The sequence below is a fragment of the Streptomyces sp. NPDC101393 genome, assembly GCF_044767385.1.
GTDB lineage: Bacteria > Actinomycetota > Actinomycetes > Streptomycetales > Streptomycetaceae > Streptomyces.
This window is the reverse complement of the sequence record NZ_JBIWNU010000007.1, coordinates 148,998-170,370: the sequence shown is the minus strand read 5'-3', so window position 1 is coordinate 170,370 and position 21,373 is coordinate 148,998. Positions and strand designations below refer to the sequence as shown.

General features: G+C 72.1%; 18 protein-coding genes. 10 read left to right on the top strand and 8 right to left on the bottom strand.

The window, feature by feature from the left end:
• Positions 1-7 precede the first annotated feature (7 nt).
• Positions 8-1,222 (top strand): acyl-CoA dehydrogenase family protein, encoded by a 1,215-nt coding sequence (locus ACIRQ7_RS22985; RefSeq protein WP_401473639.1) that lies wholly within the window; start codon positions 8-10, stop codon positions 1,220-1,222.
• 72 nt (positions 1,223-1,294) lie between these two features.
• On the opposite strand, the gene ACIRQ7_RS22980 is transcribed toward ACIRQ7_RS22985, so the two are convergent.
• From ACIRQ7_RS22980 to ACIRQ7_RS22970, 3 genes are all read right to left on the bottom strand, one after another.
• Positions 1,295-1,900 carry a TetR/AcrR family transcriptional regulator gene (locus ACIRQ7_RS22980; protein WP_401473642.1) on the bottom strand — a complete coding sequence of 202 codons (606 nt, stop codon included), beginning with the start codon at positions 1,898-1,900 and terminating at the stop codon, positions 1,295-1,297.
• A 35-nt stretch (positions 1,901-1,935) separates the two neighbouring features.
• Positions 1,936-3,597 (bottom strand): AMP-binding protein, encoded by a 1,662-nt coding sequence (locus tag ACIRQ7_RS22975; RefSeq protein ID WP_404264694.1) that lies wholly within the window; start codon positions 3,595-3,597, stop codon positions 1,936-1,938.
• A gap of 111 nt (positions 3,598-3,708) precedes the next feature.
• A complete protein-coding gene (locus ACIRQ7_RS22970) occupies positions 3,709-4,482 on the bottom strand; it encodes an SDR family oxidoreductase (protein WP_401473647.1) in 774 nt (257 codons plus the stop codon).
• Between the two features lie 218 nt (positions 4,483-4,700).
• Between ACIRQ7_RS22970 and ACIRQ7_RS22965 the strand changes: the two genes are divergently transcribed.
• Together ACIRQ7_RS22965 and ACIRQ7_RS22960 are read left to right on the top strand one after the other, a co-directional pair.
• On the top strand, positions 4,701-5,978 hold the full coding sequence (locus tag ACIRQ7_RS22965) for an exo-beta-N-acetylmuramidase NamZ domain-containing protein (protein ID WP_404264693.1): 1,278 nt from the start codon (positions 4,701-4,703) through the stop codon (positions 5,976-5,978).
• Positions 5,979-6,081: 103 nt separating this feature from the next.
• Positions 6,082-7,446, top strand: coding sequence for an MFS transporter (locus ACIRQ7_RS22960; protein WP_404264692.1), 1,365 nt, complete (start codon positions 6,082-6,084; stop codon positions 7,444-7,446).
• Between the two features lie 64 nt (positions 7,447-7,510).
• On the opposite strand, the gene ACIRQ7_RS22955 is transcribed toward ACIRQ7_RS22960, so the two are convergent.
• Entirely contained in the window at positions 7,511-8,482 is a 972-nt protein-coding gene (locus tag ACIRQ7_RS22955; RefSeq protein WP_404264691.1) for a LysR family transcriptional regulator, read from the bottom strand.
• 187 nt (positions 8,483-8,669) lie between these two features.
• Entirely contained in the window at positions 8,670-11,495 is a 2,826-nt protein-coding gene (locus ACIRQ7_RS22950) for a penicillin acylase family protein (protein WP_404264690.1), read from the bottom strand.
• A gap of 323 nt (positions 11,496-11,818) precedes the next feature.
• On the opposite strand from ACIRQ7_RS22950, the gene ACIRQ7_RS22945 reads away from it, so the two are divergent.
• From ACIRQ7_RS22945 to ACIRQ7_RS22930, 4 genes are all read left to right on the top strand, one after another.
• A complete protein-coding gene (locus ACIRQ7_RS22945) occupies positions 11,819-12,433 on the top strand; it encodes a hypothetical protein (RefSeq protein ID WP_401473662.1) in 615 nt (204 codons plus the stop codon).
• A 76-nt stretch (positions 12,434-12,509) separates the two neighbouring features.
• A complete protein-coding gene (locus ACIRQ7_RS22940; protein ID WP_404264689.1) occupies positions 12,510-13,247 on the top strand; it encodes a 3-keto-5-aminohexanoate cleavage protein in 738 nt (245 codons plus the stop codon).
• A gap of 23 nt (positions 13,248-13,270) precedes the next feature.
• Positions 13,271-14,644 (top strand): OFA family MFS transporter, encoded by a 1,374-nt coding sequence (locus ACIRQ7_RS22935; protein ID WP_404264688.1) that lies wholly within the window; start codon positions 13,271-13,273, stop codon positions 14,642-14,644.
• A gap of 201 nt (positions 14,645-14,845) precedes the next feature.
• Positions 14,846-16,285 carry an amidase gene (locus ACIRQ7_RS22930; RefSeq protein ID WP_404264687.1) on the top strand — a complete coding sequence of 480 codons (1,440 nt, stop codon included), beginning with the start codon at positions 14,846-14,848 and terminating at the stop codon, positions 16,283-16,285.
• A 52-nt stretch (positions 16,286-16,337) separates the two neighbouring features.
• On the opposite strand, the gene soxR is transcribed toward ACIRQ7_RS22930, so the two are convergent.
• Positions 16,338-16,847 carry a redox-sensitive transcriptional activator SoxR gene (gene soxR / locus ACIRQ7_RS22925; RefSeq protein ID WP_404264686.1) on the bottom strand — a complete coding sequence of 170 codons (510 nt, stop codon included), beginning with the start codon at positions 16,845-16,847 and terminating at the stop codon, positions 16,338-16,340.
• A gap of 193 nt (positions 16,848-17,040) precedes the next feature.
• Between soxR and ACIRQ7_RS22920 the strand changes: the two genes are divergently transcribed.
• The gene (locus ACIRQ7_RS22920; RefSeq protein WP_404264685.1) at positions 17,041-17,502 is read left to right on the top strand and encodes a MaoC family dehydratase; all 462 of its coding nucleotides are present in this window, start codon (positions 17,041-17,043) and stop codon (positions 17,500-17,502) included.
• A gap of 58 nt (positions 17,503-17,560) precedes the next feature.
• Here the strand turns inward: ACIRQ7_RS22920 and ACIRQ7_RS22915 are convergent, their stop codons facing one another.
• Positions 17,561-18,190 (bottom strand): TetR family transcriptional regulator, encoded by a 630-nt coding sequence (locus tag ACIRQ7_RS22915; protein ID WP_401473680.1) that lies wholly within the window; start codon positions 18,188-18,190, stop codon positions 17,561-17,563.
• A 151-nt stretch (positions 18,191-18,341) separates the two neighbouring features.
• Positions 18,342-19,493: an acyl-CoA dehydrogenase family protein gene (locus tag ACIRQ7_RS22910; RefSeq protein WP_404264684.1), complete on the bottom strand. Its 1,152-nt coding sequence runs from the start codon at positions 19,491-19,493 to the stop codon at positions 18,342-18,344.
• 125 nt (positions 19,494-19,618) lie between these two features.
• Here ACIRQ7_RS22910 and ACIRQ7_RS22905 point away from each other — a divergent pair, with 125 nt between their 5' ends.
• Together ACIRQ7_RS22905 and ACIRQ7_RS22900 are read left to right on the top strand one after the other, a co-directional pair.
• Complete coding sequence (locus ACIRQ7_RS22905; protein ID WP_404264683.1) at positions 19,619-20,263, top strand: TetR/AcrR family transcriptional regulator; 645 nt, start codon at positions 19,619-19,621, stop codon at positions 20,261-20,263.
• Positions 20,264-20,372: 109 nt separating this feature from the next.
• Positions 20,373-21,362: an urea transporter gene (locus tag ACIRQ7_RS22900; RefSeq protein ID WP_404264682.1), complete on the top strand. Its 990-nt coding sequence runs from the start codon at positions 20,373-20,375 to the stop codon at positions 21,360-21,362.
• The last annotated feature ends 11 nt before the right edge of the window (positions 21,363-21,373 follow it).

The window sequence follows — 21,373 nt, the reverse complement described above, 5'->3', positions numbered from 1 at the left end:
GCACCTCATGGACTTCGCATTCGACGCCCGGACGGAAGAACTCCGCGAGAAGCTGCTGGCGTTCATGGACGAACACGTCCTGCCGGCCGAGGAAACCGTGCACGCGCAGCGCGAGGAGCTCGCCTCCCCGTGGGACACCCCCGCGATCGTCGAGGACCTCAAGGCCGAGGCGCGCCGCCAGGGCCTGTGGAACCTCTTCCTGCCGGACGCGGAGCACGGCGCGGGGCTGACGAACCTGCAGTACGCGCCGCTGGCGGAAATCACCGGCCGCAGCCCGCAGTTGGCCCCGACCGCGCTGAACTGCGCGGCGCCGGACACCGGCAACATGGAGGTGCTGACGCAGTTCGGCAACGACGCGCAGCAGAAGCAGTGGCTGGAGCCGCTGCTGGCCGGTGAGATCCGGTCGGCGTTCGCGATGACGGAGCCCGAGGTGGCGTCGTCGGACGCGACGAACATCGAGACGCGGATCGAGCGGGACGGCGACGACTACGTCATCAACGGCCGCAAGTGGTACATCTCCGGGGCGATGAACCCGCTGTGCCAGATCTTCATCGTGATGGGCAAGACCGACCCCGACGGCTCCGACATCCGCCGTCAGCAGTCGATGATCCTGGTCCCACGGGACACCCCCGGCCTGCACGTGAAGCGCGCCATGCAGGTCTACGGCTTCAAGGACTACTGGCACGGCGGGCACGCCGAGGTGGTCTTCGACAACGTGCGGGTGCCGGCCGCGAACCTGATCGGCGAGGAGGGCGGCGGCTTCGCCATCGCCCAGGCCCGGCTGGGCCCCGGCCGGATCCACCACTGCATGCGGCTGATCGGGATGGCCGAGCGGGCCATCGAGCTGATGTGCCGCCGCGCGGTGTCCCGGGAGGCGTTCGGCAAGCCGCTCGCCCAGCAGGGGGTGATCCAGGAGTGGATCGCGGACGCCCGGGTGGCGGTGGAGCAGCTGCGGCTGCTGGTGCTGAAGACCGCGTGGCTGATGGACACGGTCGGCAACAAGGGCGCGCACACCGAGATCCAGTCCATCAAGATCGCCACCCCGCGCACGGTCGTGGACATCCTCGACCAGGCGGTGCAGCTGTACGGCGCGGGCGGCGTCAGCCAGGACTTCCCGCTGGCGGAGCTGTGGGCCGGCGCACGGACGCTGCGGCTCGCGGACGGCCCCGACGAGGTGCACCAGCGCTCGCTGGCCCGGCGTGAGCTGAAGAAGTACCTGTAGGCGGTTCACCCGGCACACCGGAGCCCCGCGGCCGTCGGCCGCGGGGCTCCGGTGTGCGGTGTGCCGGTCGGGCTACGGGCGCAGCGCGCGCAGCAGCAGATCGGCGAGGTGGTCGGCGACCTGCTGGGGGGTGAGCGGGCCCTTTTCGCGGTACCAGGTGCCGAGGTGGTGCACCGAGCCGAAGTGGTAGTCGACGACGAGGTCGGCGGGGATGTCGGCGGCGAACACCCCGGTCCGCTGGCCCTCTTCGATCAGCGCCCGGAACCGCTCGTGGTAGCGCCGCCGCTCGGCGCGCACCTGCTTGTCCTTCTCGGGGCCGAGGTGGTGCATCGAGCGGAAGAAGATCTTGGTGTCGTCGAGGTTGTCGATGGTGGTGACGACGACGTCCGCCGCGGCGTCCCGCAGCCGCTGCTCAACGGGCGCGTCGGAGTCCGCGAAGTGGTCGAGCCGCTCCTGCTGGAGGCGCAGCACCCGGCCGTAGACCTCGTGCAGCAGATCGTCCTTGGAGCCGAAGTAGTGGTAGAGAGCGCCCTTGGTGACGCCCGCCGCATCGACGATCTCCTGGACGGAGGTCCGGTCGTAGCCCTGATCGGCGAAGAGTTTGGTGGCGGTGGCCAGCAGCCGCTGGGCCACGGGCTTGCTGCCGCCGTTGCCGTTGCCGTCCTTCGTGCCGGCCATCGCCCTCACCTGTCCTTCTTCCGTACGCGGTCGGGTCATGCGCGGTGGCGCAGCTCCCGTCGGAGGATCTTGCCACTCGTGGTCTTCGGAAGCTCGGGCAGGATCTCCACCTCCCGCGGATATTTGTAGGCGGCCAGCCGTTCCTTGCAGTAGGCGGTCAGTTCCGCGGGCTGCGGTGCGGTGCCCGGCCGCAGGCTGACATAGGCCTTCACCGACTCGCCCCGGTAGGCGTCCGGCACGCCGACGACGGCCGCCTCGCGCACCGCGGGATGGGTGTAGAGGACGTCCTCGACCTCGCGTGGCCAGACCTTGAAGCCGGACGCGTTGATCATGTCCTTCTTGCGGTCGACGACGTAGAGCCAGCCGTCGGTGTCCATGAAGCCGATGTCGCCGCTGCGCAGCTCGCCGTCCGGAATGGCCTCGGCGGTGGCCTCGGGCTGCCGCCAGTAGCCGGGGACGACCTGCGGCCCGCGCACCGCGATCTCCCCCTGCTCGCCGAAGGGCAGGTCGTCGCCGTTCTCGTCGATGATCCGCACGACGGTGTCGGGACCCGGGACACCGACGGCGAGGGTGCCGGAGACCTTGTCGACCGGCGCCTCCCTGCCCGGCGGGACGCTGGCGCAGGGCGCGGTGCACTCGGTCAGGCCGTAGCCGTTGTGTATGTACGGGCCGAAGCCGGTGCGGAACTTCTCCACCAGGGCGGGCGGCAGCGGCGCGCCGCCCGAGGACATGGTCCGGAAGGAGGCGAAGTGGTCGCGGCTGACGCCGGGGTGGGCCATCAGCGCCATGTAGGCGGTGGAGGGGCCGACGGTGTAGGCGGGGCGGTGCTCCAGGAAGGCGTCCAGGACGACGCCCGCGTCGAAGCGGTAGGCCAGCGCGAGGGTGCCGGTGCCCGCGATGCAGGCGGACAGTTCGCAGACCATGCCGGTGATGTGGAAGAGCGGGGCGAGCGCGAAGTAGGTGGCGCCCTCCGGGAGGCCGAGGCCGGTGCGCTGGCGTTCGGCGTTGTAGCTGATGTTGCCGTGGGTGTTGGTGGCGCCCTTGGGCGTGCCGCTGGTGCCGGAGGTGTAGCTGATCAGCGCGATGTCATCGGCGGTGAGTTCCGGGTCGTCGGGGACCGCGCGTATCGCGCCGGCGGTGCGTGCCGCCGTCAGCAGGTCGTCGGCGCCCTCCCGCGGCCCGAGCCGCTCGCCGCGCAGCACCCGGGTGTCGTCCCGGGTCTGCAGCTGCGCCTCGCAGGCCGTCAGGGCGATGCGTACGGACGGTATGTCGGCGGCGGTGGCACGCAGGAAGCCGTCCCAGGTCCGGTCGGCGCACAGGACGGCGGTGGCCCCGGAGTCCTCCAGGATGTGCCGCATCTCCGCGGACTTGTACATCGGGTTGACGGACACGGCCACGCCGCCCGCCTTCCAGACGCCGAGCAGCGCGAGCACGAAGTGCGGGGAGTTCTGCAGCATGACGGCGGCCCGGTCGCCGCGCCGGAAGCCGCGCGCGGCGAGGTGGGCGGCGATGCCGTCGGAGAGCGCGTCGGTCTCGGCGTAGGAGAGGCGGCCGTCGAAGTAGGCGAGCGCCGTGCGGTCGGGGGCGCGGCGGACCGCGTCCCGGAAGGCATGCAGGGGCGAGGGGGGCGGCTGGACGGGTGCGCGCTGGGCGTCGGTCAACTGCGCCAGCCACGGCTTGTCCTGGTAGGAGGTCATCGGGGTGCGGCCCTTTCTTCCTGATCGCCTGATCGCCTGGTCGTTGCTGCGGGAGCTGTCCCGCGGTGGGGGCGGCGGTCCGGGCCCGTCCGGAGCGCCGCCCCGGGCCGTTCAGGACTCCCGGCCCTGCGCCTTCTCCAGCTTCTGCTGGAGGTGGTTCATGCCCGACAGCCAGCGGTCGGGGTCGGCGGCGCGGGCGGTGTAGTAGTCGGCCACGTCGGCGTGCGGCAGGACCAGGAAGCGGCCGTCGGCCATGGCGGCGAAGAGCGCGTCGGCGACATCGGCAGGCTCGACGGCCGTGGGGGTCAGGACAAGGTCCCCGGCGGCCCCGGTGGCGGCGAGCATGTCGGTGCGTACGCCCTGGGGGCAGATGGCGTGCACGTCGATCCCGCGGTGACGGTAGGTCAGCGAGAGCCACTCGGCGAAGGCGTAGGCGCCGTGCTTGGTGACGCTGTACGGAGCGGCGTCCACCATGGTGAGCAGGCCGGCGGCCGACACGGTGGAGACGAAGCGGCCGCTGCCGCGCTCCAGCCAGCCGGGGATCAGCTCGCGGGCGGCCCGTACGTGTGCCATGACGTTGACGTCCCAGGCCAGCGCCCAGGCGTCCTCGGACGCCTCGGGCCCGCCGCCGGTGCCGACCCCGGCATTGGCGCAGAAGATGTCGATGGCCCCGCCGAGTGCGTCGCGGGCGGCGGGGACGACGGTGGAGGCGTCGCCGGGGACCGCGACGGCGCCGATCTCGTCCGCGGTGTTCTTGGCCTTCGCCTCGTCCAGGTCGTTGACCACGACGCGGGCGCCTTCGGCGGCGAACCGGCGGGCCAGCGCGGCGCCGATCCCTCCGCCCGCCCCGGTCACGACCACGGCCTTGTCCCGTACGGCTTCCACGCGGTGTCTCCCTCGATCGCTCGTCTCGGCTGTCAGGCAGACTAACCAGTCGGTATGTCCGAGCGGAAGGGGCGGCGGAGCCGGATCGGCCCCGCAACGGCAGGGTGCGTTCCGTAGCGGGCCGCCGCACGTTAGCGTGCGCACGACACCCGCGGCGCGCGGGCACCACACGAGCACCACCCGGACCCCGATCGGTCCCCGATCACGGAGGTGTGCGCATGGCCCTGTCGAGACGCGTTCTGCTCGGACAGCTGGCGGCGACCGGAGCGGCCGGCGCGGCCCTCGCCGCGAGCACCGGCCCCGCCCACGCGGCACGCCCCTCCCCGGGCAGACGGCCGGTGCGCACCGGCTTCGACCTGCTGGCCGCCGACGGCTACCGCCTGCTGGACGGCCACCGGGTCGGCATCGTCACCAACCCCACCGGCGTCACACCGCAGGTGCGGCACATCGTGGATGTGATGCACGCCGACGACCGGGTGCGGCTGACCGCGGTCTTCGGCCCCGAGCACGGCTTCCGCGGCACCGCCCAGGCGGGCGGCTCGGAGGGGCGCTACGACGATCCGGCCACCGGGCTGCCGGTCTACGACACGTACAACAAGAGCGGCAAGGAACTCGCCCGCGTCTTCACCGAGTCCGGCGTGGACACCGTCGTCTTCGACATCCAGGACGTCGGCGCGCGCTTCTACACCTACATCTGGACGCTCTACGACTGCATGGTGGCGGCCGTCCTCGCGGGCAAGCGGTTCGTGGTCCTGGACCGGCCCAACCCCGTCACCGGCCGCTCGGCCACCGGTCCGGTGCTGGACAAGAAGTACGCGTCGTTCGTGGGCCGCGAGCCGATCCCGCAGGCGCACGGGATGACGGTGGCGGAGCTGGCACTGCTCTTCAACCGCGAGTTCGTGCCGGAGGCCGCCGGGCGGCCGGTGCCGTTGGAGACGGTCTGGATGACCGGCTGGCGGCGCGGCGACTTCTTCGACGCGACCGGGCTGCCGTGGGTGCCGCCCAGCCCCAACATGCCCACCGCCGACACCGCGCTCGTCTATGCGGGCACCTGCATGTTCGAGGGCACCAACCTCTCCGAGGGGCGTGGCACCACCCGGCCCTTCGAACTCCTGGGTGCGGACGGCATCGACGCCCGGTGGGCGGCCGCGGCCGGCGAACTGGGGCTGCCGGGCGTGCACTTCCGGGAGGCGTACTTCGCGCCGACCTTCTCCAAGTTCCAGGGCAAGACCGTCGGCGGCGTCCAACTGCACGTCCACGACCGCGAGTCCTTCGATCCGGTACGCACCGGGATCGGCCTGCTGGTGACGGCGAAGAAGGTCTGGAGCGGCTTCGCCTGGCGGCCGGACAACGGGATCGACCGGCTGACGGGTTCGTCCCGGGTGCGCACGATGATCGACGCGGGCGCCGGGACGGACGAGGTGGTCGGCGCCTGGCAGGACGGCCTCCGGCGCTTTCGGGCCGTCCGCCGCCACCACCTGCACTACCGTCCGTAGACCCGCACCCCACGGCTCCCGTACGGCCCGCCCTGTCTCAATTCCCGAGACAGGGCATTCCCCGTATTGACTGCCCCCTACACCGAGCAAGAGAGTTCGGCTCGTGCAGAGTGACGCGACACCGGCGAAGACACCGGCAAGGACAGCGGCGGCGGCATCGGCCCAGGCGCCGGGCAGGACGCCTGAGCCGGACGGCGGTGGCAGCGGCGAGAGCCTGCGCCGGGTGGCGGTGGCCTCGTTCATCGGGACGGCCATCGAGTTCTACGACTTCTACATCTACGGCACCGCCGCCGCCCTCGTCCTCAACCAGGCGTTCTTCCCGACGCTCGACCCGGTCAACGCCACCCTCGCGTCGTTCTCCACCTACGCGGTGGCGTTCGCCGCACGGCCGCTCGGCTCGGTGGTCTTCGGGCACTTCGGCGACCGGGTCGGCCGCAAGTCCGTGCTCGTCGCCTCGCTGCTGATGATGGGTCTGTCCACCGCCCTGGTCGGCCTGCTCCCCGGCTACGGCACGCTGGGGATCTGGGCCCCGCTGCTGCTCATCGCGCTGCGCTTCCTCCAGGGCATCGGCCTGGGCGGCGAATGGGGCGGCGCGGCACTGCTGGCCGTCGAGCACGCGCCGAGGAAACGCCGCGGGCTCTATGCCGCCTTCCCCCAACTCGGGCCGTCCGTGGGCTTCTTCGCGGCGACCGGGGTCTTCTGGCTGCTGTCGTCGGTGCTCGACGACGCGGCGTTCCGCTCGTGGGGCTGGCGGGTGCCGTTCCTGCTGTCGTTCCTGCTGGTCGGCGTCGGACTGTTCGTGCGGCTGCGGATCAGCGAAACGCCCGTCTTCGCCAAGGTGATGGACGCCCAGGAGGCCAGCAAGGTCCCCACGCTCGACGTGTTCCGCCGGTATCCGCGCGAACTGCTGCTCGGCGCGGGCGGCATGATCGTGGCGTACGGCCTCTTCTACACCGCGACGACCTACTGCCTCTCCTACGCCACCGGCACCCTCGGCGTCTCCCGCAACACCATGCTGGGCCTCTCGCTCGTCGCCTGCCTCTTCCTGGCGGCCGGCACCTGGCTCGCCGCCACCCGCTCCGACGGCGCGGGCCGCCGCAAACTGATCCTCACCGGCTGCGGACTCGCGGCCGTCTGGGGGCCGGCCCTCTTCCCGCTGCTGGACACCGAACAGCCGGTGCTGATCGCCCTGGGGATCGGCGGCGCGCTCTTCTGCATGGGGGTGGTCTACGGCCCGATGGGCGCGTATCTGCCGGAGCTGTTCGGCACCACGGTGCGCTACTCGGGCGCCTCGCTCGCCTACAACCTGGGCGGCGTACTGGGCGGCGCGGTCTCCCCGCTGGTCGCAACGAGGCTCCAGTCGGCGTTCGGCTCCGCCTCGGTCGGCTGGTACGTCAGCGCGATGGCCGTCATCTCGCTGGTGTGCGTGCTGGCGCTGCCGGAGACCCGCGAGCGCGAACTGGCCTGAGAGGCACGACGGTCGGGGCCGGGGGGCCGGGCGCGGTCCCGCCTCCCCCGCCCTCGACCGCCGCTCAGGCCCGGAACCACCACCGCTCGCTCTCCTGTGACAGGGCGTCCCAGAGCAGCCCGAGCGGATGCCCCGGCCCGTACGAAGACCGCTCGCCGCGCCGGGTGAACACCCCGACCAGGACCTCGGCCCGCGGCCCCGCCTGCCCGACGAGCTCCAGGGTCCGCAGCCCGCCCGCCTCCGGAAGCTTCCCGCCGGCGGCCGCCTCCCCGATGCCCCGCGTGACCAGCATCGCGCCGCTCACCACGCCCGAACGCAGCAGCTCGAAGCCGTAGTTCGCGGCCTCTATCTCCGCGGCGACGTTCAGCTTCTGACGGTAGTCGACGCCGTACGACGCGCTCAGGAAGCGGGCGATGAGACCGCCGGCCGAGACCACCAGCGGCAGCCGCGGCAGGTCACGGGCGGCGAAGGAGGTGCCCGGGAGCCGCTCGGGCGGCAGATTCGTCAGCAGGGACAGCCCGCTGCGGCGCCACTCCATGACCTCATACGGCGCCAGCAGCTCCGCCTCGTCCGCGGCGGTGACCACGACGCTGCCGCAGACCAGATCGACTTCCTTGGAGCGCAGTCTGGCGAACAGGTCACCGGTGCGGACATGGGTGACCTTCAGATCCACGCCGTCCCGCTCGAACTCCTCGCCGACCCGCTCCACCGCGTCCAGCAGGAAACCGAGGGTGTAGCGGGTGGTGCCGACGGACAGCGTGTGGCCCAGCCGCCGCCGGGCGTCGTGCACGCCGTCCGACCAGACCCCGAGGGTGTGCCGCGCCAGCTCGACCACCGCCTCGCCGGTGCCGGTGAACAGGGCGTCCCTGCCCCGCCCCTGTTTGAGCACCAGCTCCTCGCCGCACAGCGCGGCGAAGGTGCGGTTCATGGTGTCCAGCTGCTTTTGCACACTGGACTGTTCGCGGCCCAGCCGGCGAGCGGCACCCAGCGCCGTCCCCGTCTCCCGCACCACGATCAGCGTGCGCAACTGGTCCATCGTCGTGTCAAGCAGCGCCGTTGGGTACTGCTGCGGACCTGATAAGGCCATGCGTCCCCACTCGCCTCCCACTCCCCCGCTCCGCTCCCCCGGAATTCAGGACTGTGCAGCATAACTCCCGCCGGAACGGCGCGAGGCAGGCCCCGGGCGGGTGCCCGGGGCCTGCCTCGCACTCGGTCCTGCGCCGTTACCTGTGGGCCGGGAACTCCACGACCTGCTGGTAGGTCGGGCGGTTCTGCCAGCTGATGGTGTCGTGGGTCAGACCGCCCACCGCGCGGTGGATGATCGCGTCCGCGCACCACTGGTCGCCGGCCTTGCAGCTCTCGTCGCCCGGGTAGACCTGCTCGGCGGTCCTGCCGTTCGCCTGCTGGAGGGTGGTCAGCAGGGTGTCACGGCAGGTCGCGAGGTCGCCGTCACCGCAGTACTTCTGCGCGAGCGGGCCCTTGACCTCGTCTCCGAGCACCGACCGCAGATCCTTGTCCGCGTAGCTCCACCAGCCGTACTGGAAGGCCGATCCGGCGTGCGCCCCGGTGGGGCCATGGCCCGCCGACGGCGCCTCGTCGATGGCCAGGTTGGCGCCCAGCGCGTCGTAGAGGTCACCGCCCAGCCCCGGCTTGAAGGACTTCTCGATCAGCAGCGGCCACCAGGCGTCCATCAGCCGTACGGCGTCCGGGTGGGTGTAGGTGTGCGAGCCCGCGGCGGTCTCGCGGCGCTGCGCGCCGTCCTTGCGCCAGGCCTCCAGCTGCTGCACCGCGGTCTGCAGCTTCGGGTCGGTCACGGGCTTGCTGCGCAGCACCCGCAGGAGTTCGGGCAGCACGTCCTCGCCGCGCAGGTCGGTGACGGCGGCCTCGGACATCGCGCGGGTGAGCGAGGCACGGGTCACCCCGCCGTCCTTCGTCAGCGCGCGCACCCGGTCGTCGAGCAGATTGCCGCGGTGCACCGGACCGTTGCCGAAGCCCGCCGAGTCGTAGTCCTTGGCCTGCTTGTTGTTCCAGGAGATGTAGTAGTCCTGGTTGACGGACTGCGGATGCTGCTCGGGGGGCGTGTAGTCGGTGGTGTTGTTCTGCGGGTCGTAACCCTTCCACTCGTACGCCTTGTCCGCCTTGACCGGCAGCGCCGCATCGACGTCGGGGTTGCGCACCGGGTTCAGTCCGCTGTTGTAGAAGGCGATGTCACGGGAGTCGGCGTAGAACCAGTTGAAGGCGTATCCGATGTGCTGGGCGGCCTTCTGGAAGGTGGCCGCGTCCCGCACGTACGAGGGGTCGTTGAGCATCTGGAAGCCGATGATCGAGTCGGCCTCGTGGCGGTAGGTGGAGCGCTGCGCCGTATAGGCGACGGGTTTGCCGTCGATGGTGGCGCGGTGGGTGACGGTGCCGTACTTCGTCCGGAAGACCTGCATCCGGTAGGAGCCGGCCGCCGTCGGGTCGGCGATGGTGGGCTTCCAGGAGTTGGTGCGCTCCAGCTTCTCCATCGGGACGCAGGCACCGTCGTAGCGGTAGGAGGTGGAGTCCTTGGTGGGCTTCGAGCCGTCCGCGTTGCACAGGTCGACGGCGAAGGTGTCGGTGATGTCCTGCCCGGCGGAGGTGGCACTCCAGGCGTAGTCCTGGCCGCGCCCGAGCTGGACGTACATCCCCACGCCCGCGAAGGAGGCGCCGCGGGCGCTGATTCCGGGCCCCTGGATCTCCTGGAGCATCAGCAGCTGGGGCGCGAAGTAGCCGGTCTGCGGCCCGAAGACGGCGACCGGGTTGCCGCTGGCGGAGTGCTTGCCCGAGACGAGCAGGGCGTTGGACATCCCGCGGTGCTGGGTGGGGTCGAAACTGCCCTTCGGCAGCACCCCGTCCTTGAACATCCCCTCCAGCTTCCGGTACTTCTTCGGCGCCTTGACCGGATCCTGGGGCAGCGCCTTGCTCTTGGCCGCCGCGGCGCCGGTGCGGTCGTAGACCAGGGGTTCGGAGGTGACCGAGTCCCGGTCGGGCAGCGCGGTGCCCTTGGCCTTGTCCGGTTTGACCGCGTACGGGAAGCTGCTGCCGTCGTGCAGGGTCTTCACGGCCTCGGGGTCGTTGCGCTCGCGGAAGGACTCCCAGACCTTGGTGCCCTTCTCGACGCCGTACTTCTGCTGGGCGGAGAGCAGCGCGAGGGCCGAGGGGACCTCTCCGCCGCCGCCGTTGCCGAAGAGGCCGCCGACGACGGAGGCCAGCGCTATCAGGTCGGTGAGCTTGAAGGGCTGGATCTCACCGGCGTTGGTGATCGCGTCGACATGCCCGGTGAGCACGTACTCGCCGGGGAAGTAGCGGCCGTTCTTGGACTTCTCGCGGTAGGCGTTGATGCCGTCGACGTAGGCCTGGGCGTCCTCCATGGCCTGCTTGCCGCGCGGGCCGTTGGTGTCCCGGATGCGGTCGACCTGGGCCTGCAGATCGGCCTCGGTGTACGGGGCCGACGGCCAGAACTGCTGCTCCAGGCCCTGGTTGGCGAGCGCGCCGCCGGCGAAGGACGTCAGCTCACCGCGTCCGATGTGCCGGAAGAGGTCCATCAGCCAGAGCCGGTCCTGGCCCGCGGCGTAACCGGCGCCGTATTCGGTGCCGTAGCGGGTGGTGCCCTTGATGTGCGGGACGCCGGTCTTCTTGTCGCGGGTGATGGTGACGTCGTCGCGCGGCGCGGTGACCTTGCCGACCTGGTCCTCGGGGACGCCGAAGGAGGCGTCGTTGAAGAAGTTGCCGAGGGTGTCGTCGGTGAGCGACTGGTAGCCGCTCGCCAGCGCGCCGTACGGGGCGAGTTGGTCGGTCGTGTGCGCGGGGTGGGTGCCGAAGACCTTGTTGCCGAGGATCTCCACGAGTGTGGCGTTTCCGGTGGCGCCGGGCGGCAGGATGTCGGCGCACCGGCCCTGGCAGTAGTCGGTGGCTTCGGTCGGTGCGGCGGCCACTGCCGCGTTGGGGGGCGGTGCCAAGAACGTGGCACCCAGGGCGAACAGGGCCGCCGCCGAAGCGGTCCTGAGCCTTCCGGTACGTCGTCGCATTCCTGCTCCTCGAGGAGGGGTCCCCCTGCCCTTCAAGAGCTTGGGGAAGGTGGGCGGGACGTTACCGGCGGTTAACCCCCACCGGAAGATGAACAACAGTCACCTTTTCCAATTCCCCACAGGGGTCGGCCCGATGACATCAGGGTCCACGGCGGCGGGCGAGGAGAAAACGGCCGCAATCGCCACAACAGCCACACCAGCCGCCAGGCGTAACCCGCTGCGGGCCGCGCGCGGAACCGCACGAAAATTCGATGGATCCAGGAGGCGGCGGCATACGTCCCTTCTCTGTCCAGTCGGATCCTCCCCACGGAGGTGGGAAGAAAATGGCCGGTTTCAGAGCCCTCGCGGAACAGGTCCGCAATCCACGCCTCGTCGCAGCTCAGCGGCGTACGGCCCTGCGCAAATGCCTGGAACGCTTCGCCCCCTACGGTCACCGCGCGACCTGGCACCACCTGTGCACCCGGGCCGGGTTCGCGACACAGGACCGCGACCCCGATCCGGAGCGGCTGGTGGCCGCCCTGTCCGAGCTGGAGGAAGCCCGCGCCCTCTGGCTCGCGTACGAGAAGGAATTCGCCGCCCGGCGCCGCCGGGAGAAGCACGACGGCATCCGGCAGCCCAGTGCGATCGACGACTGGCACCGGCGCACCTGGGGCGGCTGTGACATCGTGCCGTGCGAGTCACCCCAGCGGCACCCGGCGGCCCGGCTCGCGGTCGTGCTGCGCAGCATGATCGCGGCCATGGAGTCCGGACGGCCGCGCCGCGACTGCCCGGTGTGCGGCGGCACCCGCTTCACCTGGCTCCCGGAGCCCGCCGGGGACCCGGCGTCCGGGCCCGCGTGCCGGGAGTGCGGGGTGATGGCCCCGGCGTCCGTGCTGACGTCCGAGGCGCTCACCGCCGCCGGACGGGCCCGGGGAGCGGGAGTGTTCGCGGCGGCCTGAGCGGTGCAGGGGGCGGCAACGGCCCGGAGAGCCCTCATTCCGGGGCGTTGTCAGACCCCCCTGTCATCATGGCCGCATGCTTCAGGTGTGCCTCAACGGGCCCCGGACCGCGGCGGATTCCGGGGCGGTGCCGATGTCTCCTGCCGCGCTCGCCGAGGCGGCGCGGCAGGCGGTCGCGGCCGGCGCCGACGACATCCATGTCCACCCCAAGACCCCGTGCGGCCGCGATTCCCTCTCACCGCGCGTGGTGGGGCCGGCCCTGGAGGCGATACGCGCGGTGGTGGACGTCCCGGTCGGGGTGACGACCGGCGCGTGGGCGGAGCCCGACCCCGGGCGCAGGGCGGCGCGTGTCGCCTCCTGGACGGTGCTGCCCGATCACGCCTCGGTCAACTGGCACGAACCGGGGGCCGAGTCGGTCGCCGCCGCGCTGCTGGAGCGCGGCATCGGCGTCGAGGCCGGCATCTGGTCGGGGAGCGCCGGGGCCGAGCTGTTCGCCCGGTCCGTGTCGGCTCCCCGGGTGCTGCGCGTGCTGGCCGAGGTGCGGGACACCGACGCGCGGACGGCGGCCGCAACGGCCCGCGCGCTGCTGGCCGCCCTGTCCGCGGCGGCCCCCGCCGGGCCCCGCCCGCCGGTGCTGCTGCACGGCGAGGACGGCGGCGCCTGGCCCGTGCTGCGGCTGGCGGGCGAACGGGGACTGGCGGGCCGGATCGGCATAGAGGACACCCTGCTGCTCCCGGACGGCACTCCGGCCGCCTCCAACGCCGAACTGGTCGCCGCGGCACGGAGGTTCGGCCTGCGGCCTTCCCGGACGTAGCGGAACGATGTACGTTCCGCCGCATGCTCGCGCTCGCCCGTTCCCGTACCGTCGCGCCGCCGGGATGGAGCCGCTGGCTCGTCCCGCCAGCCGCCCTGTCCATCCATCTGGCCATCGGCCAGGCCTACGCCTGGAGCGTCTTCAAGCCCCCCTTGGAGTCCGCCCTCCAGCTGTCCGGCACGGCCTCCGCGCTCCCCTTCCAGCTGGCCATCGTGATGCTGGGCCTCTCCGCCGCCTTCGGCGGCACCCTGGTCGAACGCAACGGCCCGCGCTGGGCGATGTGCGTCTCCGCCGTCTGCTTCTCGGCCGGCTTCCTCGTCGCCGCCCTGGGCGCCGCCACCGGCAAGTACTGGCTGATCGTGCTGGGGTACGGCTTCATCGGCGGCATCGGCCTGGGCATCGGCTACATCTCCCCGGTCTCCACCCTGATCAAGTGGTTCCCGGACCGCCCCGGGATGGCCACCGGCATCGCCATCATGGGCTTCGGCGGCGGCGCGCTGATCGCCTCCCCCTGGTCGACGCTGCTGCTGGAGCGCCTCGGCGCGGACGCGTCGGGGATCGCCCGGACCTTCCTGGTGATGGGCCTCGTCTATGCCGTCTTCATGACGCTCGGGGTGCTGCTGGTCCGCGTACCCGCCGACGACTGGCGGCCGCCTGCCCGGCCCGCCGCGGCCGGCGCCGCGCGCCCGCTGGTGACCTCGGCCCAGGTCTCGGCCCGCAGCGCGCTGCGCACCCCGCAGTTCTGGTGCCTGTGGGTCGTGCTGTGCATGAACGTCACCGCGGGCATCGGCATCCTGGAGAAGGCCGCCCCGATGCTGTCCGACTTCTTCGGCCGCTCCTCCGCACCGGTCGGCGTCTCGGCCGCGGCCGGGTTCGTCGCGCTGCTCTCGCTGGCCAACATGCTCGGCCGGTTCGTCTGGTCCTCGGCCTCCGACCTCGCCGGGCGCAAGAACATCTACCGCCTCTACCTCGGCGTCGGCGCCCTGATGTATCTGCTGATCGCGCTGGCCGGGAACTCCTCCACGCCACTGTTCATCGGCTGCGCGGTGGTGATCCTCTCCTTCTACGGCGGGGGGTTCGCCACCGTCCCGGCCTATTTGAAGGACCTGTTCGGCACGTATCAGGTCGGCGCGATCCACGGCCGGCTGCTGACCGCCTGGTCGACGGCCGGTGTCCTCGGTCCGCTGATAGTCAACGCCATCGCCGATGCGCAGAAGTCCGCCGGCCGCAGCGGTCCCGACCTGTACTCCACCTCCTTCTTCATCATGATCGGCCTGCTGGTGGTCGGCTTCGTCGCCAACGAACTCGTCCGCCCCGTGCACCCCCGCCACCACGAACCGTCCCCGGCGCCGGCCGCGCAGGAGGCCCCCGCCCCGTCGAAGGGAGCCGACCGGTGACCACCCGCCGCACCCTGCTGCTCACCCTCGCCTGGCTGTGGGTGGGCGCCCCGTTCGCCTACGGTCTTTACGAACTGACCCTCAAGCTGAAACAACTGTTCACGGGCTGATCGCGCACCGCGTGACCTGCGCGGGCGCCGGCCCGTACGGCCCGTACGGCAGCAGGGCCGCGCGGGCACCGCACGAGAGGGTGGACCGTCCATGCCCGAACTGCACGATCTGACCGCGCTCGAACAGGCCGGTGCGATCCGGTCCGGTGAGCTCTCCCCCGTCGAGCTGACCGAGCACTATCTGGCACGGATCGACCGGCTGGACGACGTCCTGGGCGCGTTCCTCACCCGTACCCCGGAGATCGCCCGCAAGCAGGCCGCGGAGGCCGAGAGCGAGGCGGCGGCCGCGCGCCGCGAGGACCGTGAACTGCCGCCGCTGCACGGTGTCCCGGTGCCGGTGAAGGACCTCAATCAGGTCGCGGGCGTGCGCTGCACGATGGGCTCCCGGGCGTTGGCCGACCACGTCCCCACCGTCGACGACCATGTGGCCGGCAAGCTCCGCGCGGCCGGCACCGTCCTGCTCGGCAAGACCAACACCCCCGAATTCGGGCTGCCCTGCTACACCGAGAACGGCCTCGCGCCGCCCGCCCGAACCCCCTGGGACCTGCAGCGTTCGGCGGGCGGCTCCAGCGGCGGAGCGGCCGCGGCGGTCGCCGGCGGCCTGGCTCCGGTGGCGCACGCCAGCGACGGCGGCGGCTCGATCCGTATCCCCGCGTCGGTCTGCGGGCTGTTCGGCATCAAGCCCAGCCGCGGCCGGGTCAGCAGCGGCCCGGTGCTGCACGACATCACGGGTCTGAGCACCTCGGGCCCGCTGGCCCGTACGGTCGCCGACGCGGCCGCGCTGCTGGACGTCCTGGCGGGGCCGATGCCCGGCGACCCGTATACGGCACCGGCGTTGCCGCCCGGTGACACCTTCGCCGGATACGCCCGCCGCGCCCCGGGGCGGCTGCGCGTCGCCGTGCTCACCGACGCGCCCATCCCGGGCGTGGAGATCCACCCCGACTGCCGCGCCGCGACCGCCGATACCGCCGCACTGCTCGGTGAACTCGGCCATCAGGTCGAGGAGTTGGCGCTGCCCGCCGACGACGGTATCCGCTACGCCTTCACCCGCGTCTGGTCGGTCATGGCCGCGAACCGCCCGGTGCCGCCGGAGGGCGAGGAGCTGCTGATGCCGCTCACCCGCTATCTGCGCGCCCGTGGCGCCGAGGTCTCGGGCACGGACTTCGCCGCCGCCCAGTACGCGTTCCGGATGCTCGCGCAGACCCTCGCCGACGGCCTGATGCCGCCCGGCGGTTACGACGTGATCCTCTCGCCGACCGTCGCCCGGCCCCCGGTACCGGTCGGCGCGCTGCGGGACGACGCCGACCCGCAGGCGGAGTTCGCCGCCATCGGGGCGTTCACGCCGTTCACCGCGCTCTACAACGCCACCGGACAGCCCGCCGTGAGCATCCCGCTCCAGTGGAACGCCGACGGGCTGCCCCTCGGTGTGATGCTCGGCGGCCGCTACGGCGACGAAGCCACCCTGCTCTCGCTGTCCGCGCAGCTGGAGGCGGCCCGCCCGTGGATCGGCCGCAAGCCCGAGCTGTGGTGACGGCGCCTGCCGGCAGGCCGTGACGCGCGGCGGCAGCGGGGCCCGGCGCCGGTCACTCGCCCCCGGGTGCGTCGCCCCCGGGGGCCGGCGCCGGGTCCTTCACGGTCCGGTCGACGCGCAGCCGCCGCGCGCCGGGGCCCTGTTCGCCGAGGTTGTCGTAGGGGTTGGACAGCGCGCACTTCTCCAGCGAGAGGCAGCCGCAGCCGATGCAGTCGGTCAACCGGTCGCGCAGCTCGACGAGTTGGCTGATCCGCTCGTCCAGTTCGGAGCGCCAGACCTCGGAGAGCCTGGCCCAGTCGGCGCGGTTGGGGGTGCGCTCGTCGGGCAGCTCGGCCAGGGCATCGCGGATCACCGCGAGCGGGATGCCCACGCGCTGCGCCGCCCGGACGAAGGCGACCCTGCGCAGCGCGTCACGGGTGTAGCGGCGCTGGTTTCCGGAGGTCCGGGTGCTGGTGATCAGCCCCTTGGACTCGTAGAAGTGCAGCGCGGAGACCGCGGCGCCGCTCCGGGCGGAGAGCTGGCCGACGGACAGTTCATGGACCTTGTACGGAAGCTGGGGCACCCGTCCACACTAGGCCCTGCCGTCGGGGCACGGCCGGGCTCGCGGGGCCCGGCGCCCGGTCCGGCCCACCTTGGACGAAAGACCTGGCGCCGCGGTTTCCGCAGGCGTTGACACCGGGGGTCCGCACTCAGCATGCTGAGCAAGCGCTTAGTAAGCGTGGCTGAGCGTACGGATCCCAAGGAGGCAGACGGAGATGGCAGAGCCCCGAGTGTTTGGATCGCTCGACGAGCTGCGGGCCGCGGTCGGCGAGGACCTGGGCACCAGCGACTGGCTGGAGATCGACCAGAAGCGGATCGACCTGTTCGCGGACGCCACCGGCGACCACCAGTGGATCCACGTGGACCAGGAGAAGGCCGCCACCGGCCCCTTCGGCACGACCATCGCGCACGGCTATCTGACGCTGTCGCTGCTGCCCGCCTTCGTTCCGCAGCTGATGCGCGTCGACAACGTGACGATGGGCATCAACTACGGCACCAACAAGGTGCGCTTCCCCGCCACCGTCCCCGTCGGCTCCCGGCTGCGCGCCACGGCGAAGATCGCGGAGGTCACCGAGGTGTCCGGCGGCGTCCAGCTCACGACGACGGTGACGATCGAGCGCGAGGGCGGCGACAAGCCGGTCTGCGTCGCGGAGTCGGTCAGCCGCTTCTACCTCTGACACGGCGGGCGCAGCGCCGGCGCACCTCGGGTGCGGCCCGGGGCTGCGCCGCCCGGCGTCACCCGCCGTCCGCGCCCACCATGCGCAGCACCAGCCCCGCATAGAGCGCGCCGACCTGGTCCGGGGTGCGCGGGCCGTCGGCGGAGAACCAGCGCGCCACGTCCACGCACAGCGACAGCACCGCGAGGGTGGTGCCCGGGACGTCGTCGGCCTGGAACTCGCCGCTGTCCGCGCCGTCCTGGATGATCTGGCGCAGCAGCCGGTCGGTCCGCCGGCGCAGGTCGGTCAGCTCGGCGAGATGCTCGGCGCTCAGCGCCTGGAGTTCGTACTGGATGACCCGGGCGGTGGTGTGGTGCTCGGCGTGCCAGCGGGCGAAGGTGTGCACGGCGTCGCCGAGGCGTTCGGTGGCGCTGCCCCGGGCCTCTGCGGCGGCGCCCATGATGCGCAGCGCCTTCTCGTGGCCGATGCCGCTGATGCGGTAGAGCAGCTCTTCCTTGGTCTTGTAGTGGATGTAGAGCGCGGCGGGGCTCATGCCGGCCCGGCCGGCGATGTCGCGGGTGGTGGTGGCGTGGTAGCCGCGTTCGGCGAACGCCTCGACGGCCGCGCTGACCAGTCGCCGCGCGGCATCCGGCGCCACATCGGCCCATTCGTCGTCGGCCTCTGCCGCCCGCGCCGCCTCCGCACCCATCGCCTACCCCGCTCCTCGATCCGCCAGGGACCTTCCTCTGACGGATCGAACACCATACCGCGCCCCTGAGCAAGCGCTTAGGGGCTGTGCGGGACGGATCCTCGCGGACGGGCGGCCGGGGAGGCGGGCGCGGCGGCTTCCCGGGCGCGGGCTAGAAGGCGGACACCCCGGTCAGCGCACGGCCGATGACGAGTTTCTGGATCTGGCTGGTGCCCTCGTACAGGGTCATCACGCGGGCGTCCCGCAGCAGCTTGCCGACGGGGTATTCGTCGATGTAGCCGTAGCCGCCGAAGACCTGGAGGGCGTTGTTGGCGGCGCGCACCGCGGCTTCGGAGGCGAACAGCTTCGCCGTGGACGCCTCGGTGACGAACGGCTGCCCGCGGTCGATCAGATCGGCGACCCGCCAGGTCAGCAGGCGGGCGGCGTCCACGTCCACAGCGATATCGCTGATCAGCTCCTGCACCAGCTGGTGCCGGGCGATCGGCTTGCCGAACTGTTCCCGCTGCCCCGCGTAGCCGAGCGCGGCGTCGAGGGCGGCCTGGGCGATCCCGACGCAGCCGGCCGCGACCGACATCCGGCCCTTGGCCAGCGCGGACATCGCGACCGAGAAGCCCTTGCCCTCGGGGCCGAGCAGGGCGCTCGCGGGCACCCGTACGCCGTCCAGGACCAGCTCGGCGGTGGCCTGGCCGCGCAGTCCGAGCTTGCCGTGGATCTCCCGGCGTTCGAGGCCGGGGGTGTCGGTGGGGACGAGGAAGGCGCTGATGCCCTTGTGGCCGGGCTCGCCGCCGGTGCGGGCGAAGAGCAGCACGACGTCGGCCCAGGTGCCGTTGGTGATGAACATCTTGGTGCCGTCGATGACGTAGTCGCCGCCGTCGCGGACCGCACGGGTCGTGAGGTTGCCGGCGTCGGAGCCGGTGCCCGGTTCGGTGAGGCCGAAGCAGCCGAGCGCCTCGCCGGAGGTGAGCCGCGGCAGCCAGGCGCGCTTCTGGTCCTCGTCGCCCCAGCTCGCGACGGTCTTGGCCACCAGGCCGAGGGAGACCGAGACGATGCCGCGGACCGAGGAGTCCCCGCGTCCCAGCTCCTCGGTCACCAGGGTGTACGCGAGGTGGTCGCCGCCGGAGCCGCCGTATTCCTCGGGGACGGTCAGGCCGAGGAAGCCGAGGTCGCCGAGCTTCTTCACGATGCCCCGGTCGACCTGTTCGGCACGGTCCCAGGCGATCACATGCGGGGATATCTCCCGTTCGACGAAGTCCTTGGCGAGCTGCCGTACGGCGGCCTGCTCCTCGCTGAGCTCCAGATTCATCAGGGCCCCTTGTGGACGGGCGCAGTGCGATCGAGGTGATCCGGCGGACGGCTCCGCGGCGGAGCGGCACGGACCTCTTAATTAGCACTGCTAGTTTTTGGCGGGCAGCCTCTACTATGTGCGTCATGGCCCGACCCCGCAAGCCCCTCCTGAGCCGCGAGCGCATCGTCACCACGGCGCTGGCGCTCATCGACGCGGAAGGGCTGCCGGCGCTCTCCACCCGGCGCCTGGCGGCGGAGCTCGGCGTGAGCGGGCCGTCCCTCTACAACCACTTCACGACCAAGGACGAGATCCTCGACGCGTGCGCCGACACGGTCATCGCGAAGGTCGACGTATCGACGTTCACGGCCGGCGGCGACTGGCGGTCCGGCCTGCTCGACTGGGCCCGCTCCTACCGCGCGGCGCTCGCCGCGCATCCGCACATCGTGCCGTTCCTCGCCCAGGGACCCGGCCGCCGCCCGGCCGGGCTGAAGATGGCCGACGCGGCCTTCGGCGGCATGGTCGAGGCGGGCTGGCCGCCCGCACAGGCCACCAGGATCTGCGCGATGGTCCGCTACTTCGTGGCGGGCTCCGCACTCGGCTCGTTCGCCCGCGGGTTCGTGGACGACCCCGGGGCCTACGACCCCGCGGACTACCCGCACCTGGGCCAGGCCCACCTGCTGGCGGAGCATCAGCGCCAGGTCGACGAGGGCGCGTTCGAGAGCGGGCTGCTGGCTCTGGTCGACGGCCTCGCGCTGCACCACCCGGACCTCGTACCGCCCCGCACCTGACAGGCCGGCCGCACACCGGACCACCGCCCTGTTTCACCACCCCACCAGGTAGATGTAAAGTGCATCAGTCCCTGGCGGGCAGGGGCGGTCGCGGGATGCGGGAGGTGGCGTGCGCGAACCGGGCACGGCCAACAACAGCCGGTTCGCCGGGCGTTACGGACGCTTCGCCGTCCAGGTGCTCCGCGGGCAGGCCCAGGTCGACTTCCTGCCGAGCGCGCTGACCGGCGCGGTGTTCTCCGTCGCGCTGTTCACCGCGGGCTGGGCGTACGGCCTCTACGGACTGGCGGGCACCGCCGTCGGCACCGCCACCGCCCGCCTGCTGGGCGTGGACCGGGACCGGGTCACGGCCGGACTCGAAGGGTTCAACGCCTGCCTGGTGGCGGTCGGCTTCGCCGTCTTCCTCGGCGCGGGACATCTGTCCACCGCGCTGCTCGCGCTCGCCGGGAGCGCGGTGGTCACCGTCGTCACCGGCGCCGTCGCCCGCATATTCGCCACCTGGGACCTGCCGACCTTCACCCTGCCGTACTGCCTGATGGCGAGCGCGATGACGATCGCCGCGCCCGGTTTCCAGCGGGTCTGGCACCACGGTGCCGGACTCGCCACGCTCACCCGGCCCGCGGGCGGCCCGACGGCGCTCGGCCCGGCCGATCTGTGGCACGCCTTCTTCGCCAACTTCGCGCAGATCTTCTTCATGCCGCAGTGGTACGTGGGCCTGATCTTCCTGGCCGGCATCTTCGCCGCCAGCCGCCGGGTGGGGCTGATGGCCTGCCTGGGCAGCGCCGTGGGCATCCTCACCGCCTGGGCCCTGGGCGCCCCGGCCGACCAGGTGGCCGAGGGCACGATGGGCTACAACGCGGTACTCGTCGCGATGGCGCTGTGCGGGGTCTTTCTCGTCGCGGACGCGTGGAGCCTGGCGTACGCCCTCGCCGGCGCGGTCGCCGCCACCGGTCTGAGCGCGGCGATGGCCGCCGTCTTCGCCCCGTCCGGCGGCCACACCTTCACCTGGCCGTTCGTCCTCGTGTCCCTGGTCTTCCTCGCCGCGGCACCGACCTTCCCGCGACTGCGCAGGGTGGGAGCGCCGGCGCCGGCCCCCGGCTGACCGGCTTCCGT

What these genes read in the sequence shown, in the direction of transcription:
- ACIRQ7_RS22985 (WP_401473639.1), top strand. Translation starts at nt 8, where the DNA reads ATGGACTTCGCATTCGACGCCCGGACGGAAGAACTCCGCGAGAAGCTG.
- ACIRQ7_RS22980 (WP_401473642.1), bottom strand. Translation starts at nt 1,900, where the DNA reads ATGGCCGGCACGAAGGACGGCAACGGCAACGGCGGCAGCAAGCCCGTG.
- ACIRQ7_RS22975 (WP_404264694.1), bottom strand. Translation starts at nt 3,597, where the DNA reads ATGACCTCCTACCAGGACAAGCCGTGGCTGGCGCAGTTGACCGACGCC.
- ACIRQ7_RS22965 (WP_404264693.1), top strand. Translation starts at nt 4,701, where the DNA reads ATGGCCCTGTCGAGACGCGTTCTGCTCGGACAGCTGGCGGCGACCGGA.
- ACIRQ7_RS22955 (WP_404264691.1), bottom strand. Translation starts at nt 8,482, where the DNA reads ATGGACCAGTTGCGCACGCTGATCGTGGTGCGGGAGACGGGGACGGCG.
- ACIRQ7_RS22950 (WP_404264690.1), bottom strand. Translation starts at nt 11,495, where the DNA reads ATGCGACGACGTACCGGAAGGCTCAGGACCGCTTCGGCGGCGGCCCTG.
- ACIRQ7_RS22945 (WP_401473662.1), top strand. Translation starts at nt 11,819, where the DNA reads ATGGCCGGTTTCAGAGCCCTCGCGGAACAGGTCCGCAATCCACGCCTC.
- ACIRQ7_RS22940 (WP_404264689.1), top strand. Translation starts at nt 12,510, where the DNA reads ATGCTTCAGGTGTGCCTCAACGGGCCCCGGACCGCGGCGGATTCCGGG.
- ACIRQ7_RS22935 (WP_404264688.1), top strand. Translation starts at nt 13,271, where the DNA reads ATGCTCGCGCTCGCCCGTTCCCGTACCGTCGCGCCGCCGGGATGGAGC.
- ACIRQ7_RS22930 (WP_404264687.1), top strand. Translation starts at nt 14,846, where the DNA reads ATGCCCGAACTGCACGATCTGACCGCGCTCGAACAGGCCGGTGCGATC.
- ACIRQ7_RS22920 (WP_404264685.1), top strand. Translation starts at nt 17,041, where the DNA reads ATGGCAGAGCCCCGAGTGTTTGGATCGCTCGACGAGCTGCGGGCCGCG.
- ACIRQ7_RS22915 (WP_401473680.1), bottom strand. Translation starts at nt 18,190, where the DNA reads ATGGGTGCGGAGGCGGCGCGGGCGGCAGAGGCCGACGACGAATGGGCC.
- ACIRQ7_RS22910 (WP_404264684.1), bottom strand. Translation starts at nt 19,493, where the DNA reads ATGAATCTGGAGCTCAGCGAGGAGCAGGCCGCCGTACGGCAGCTCGCC.
- ACIRQ7_RS22905 (WP_404264683.1), top strand. Translation starts at nt 19,619, where the DNA reads ATGGCCCGACCCCGCAAGCCCCTCCTGAGCCGCGAGCGCATCGTCACC.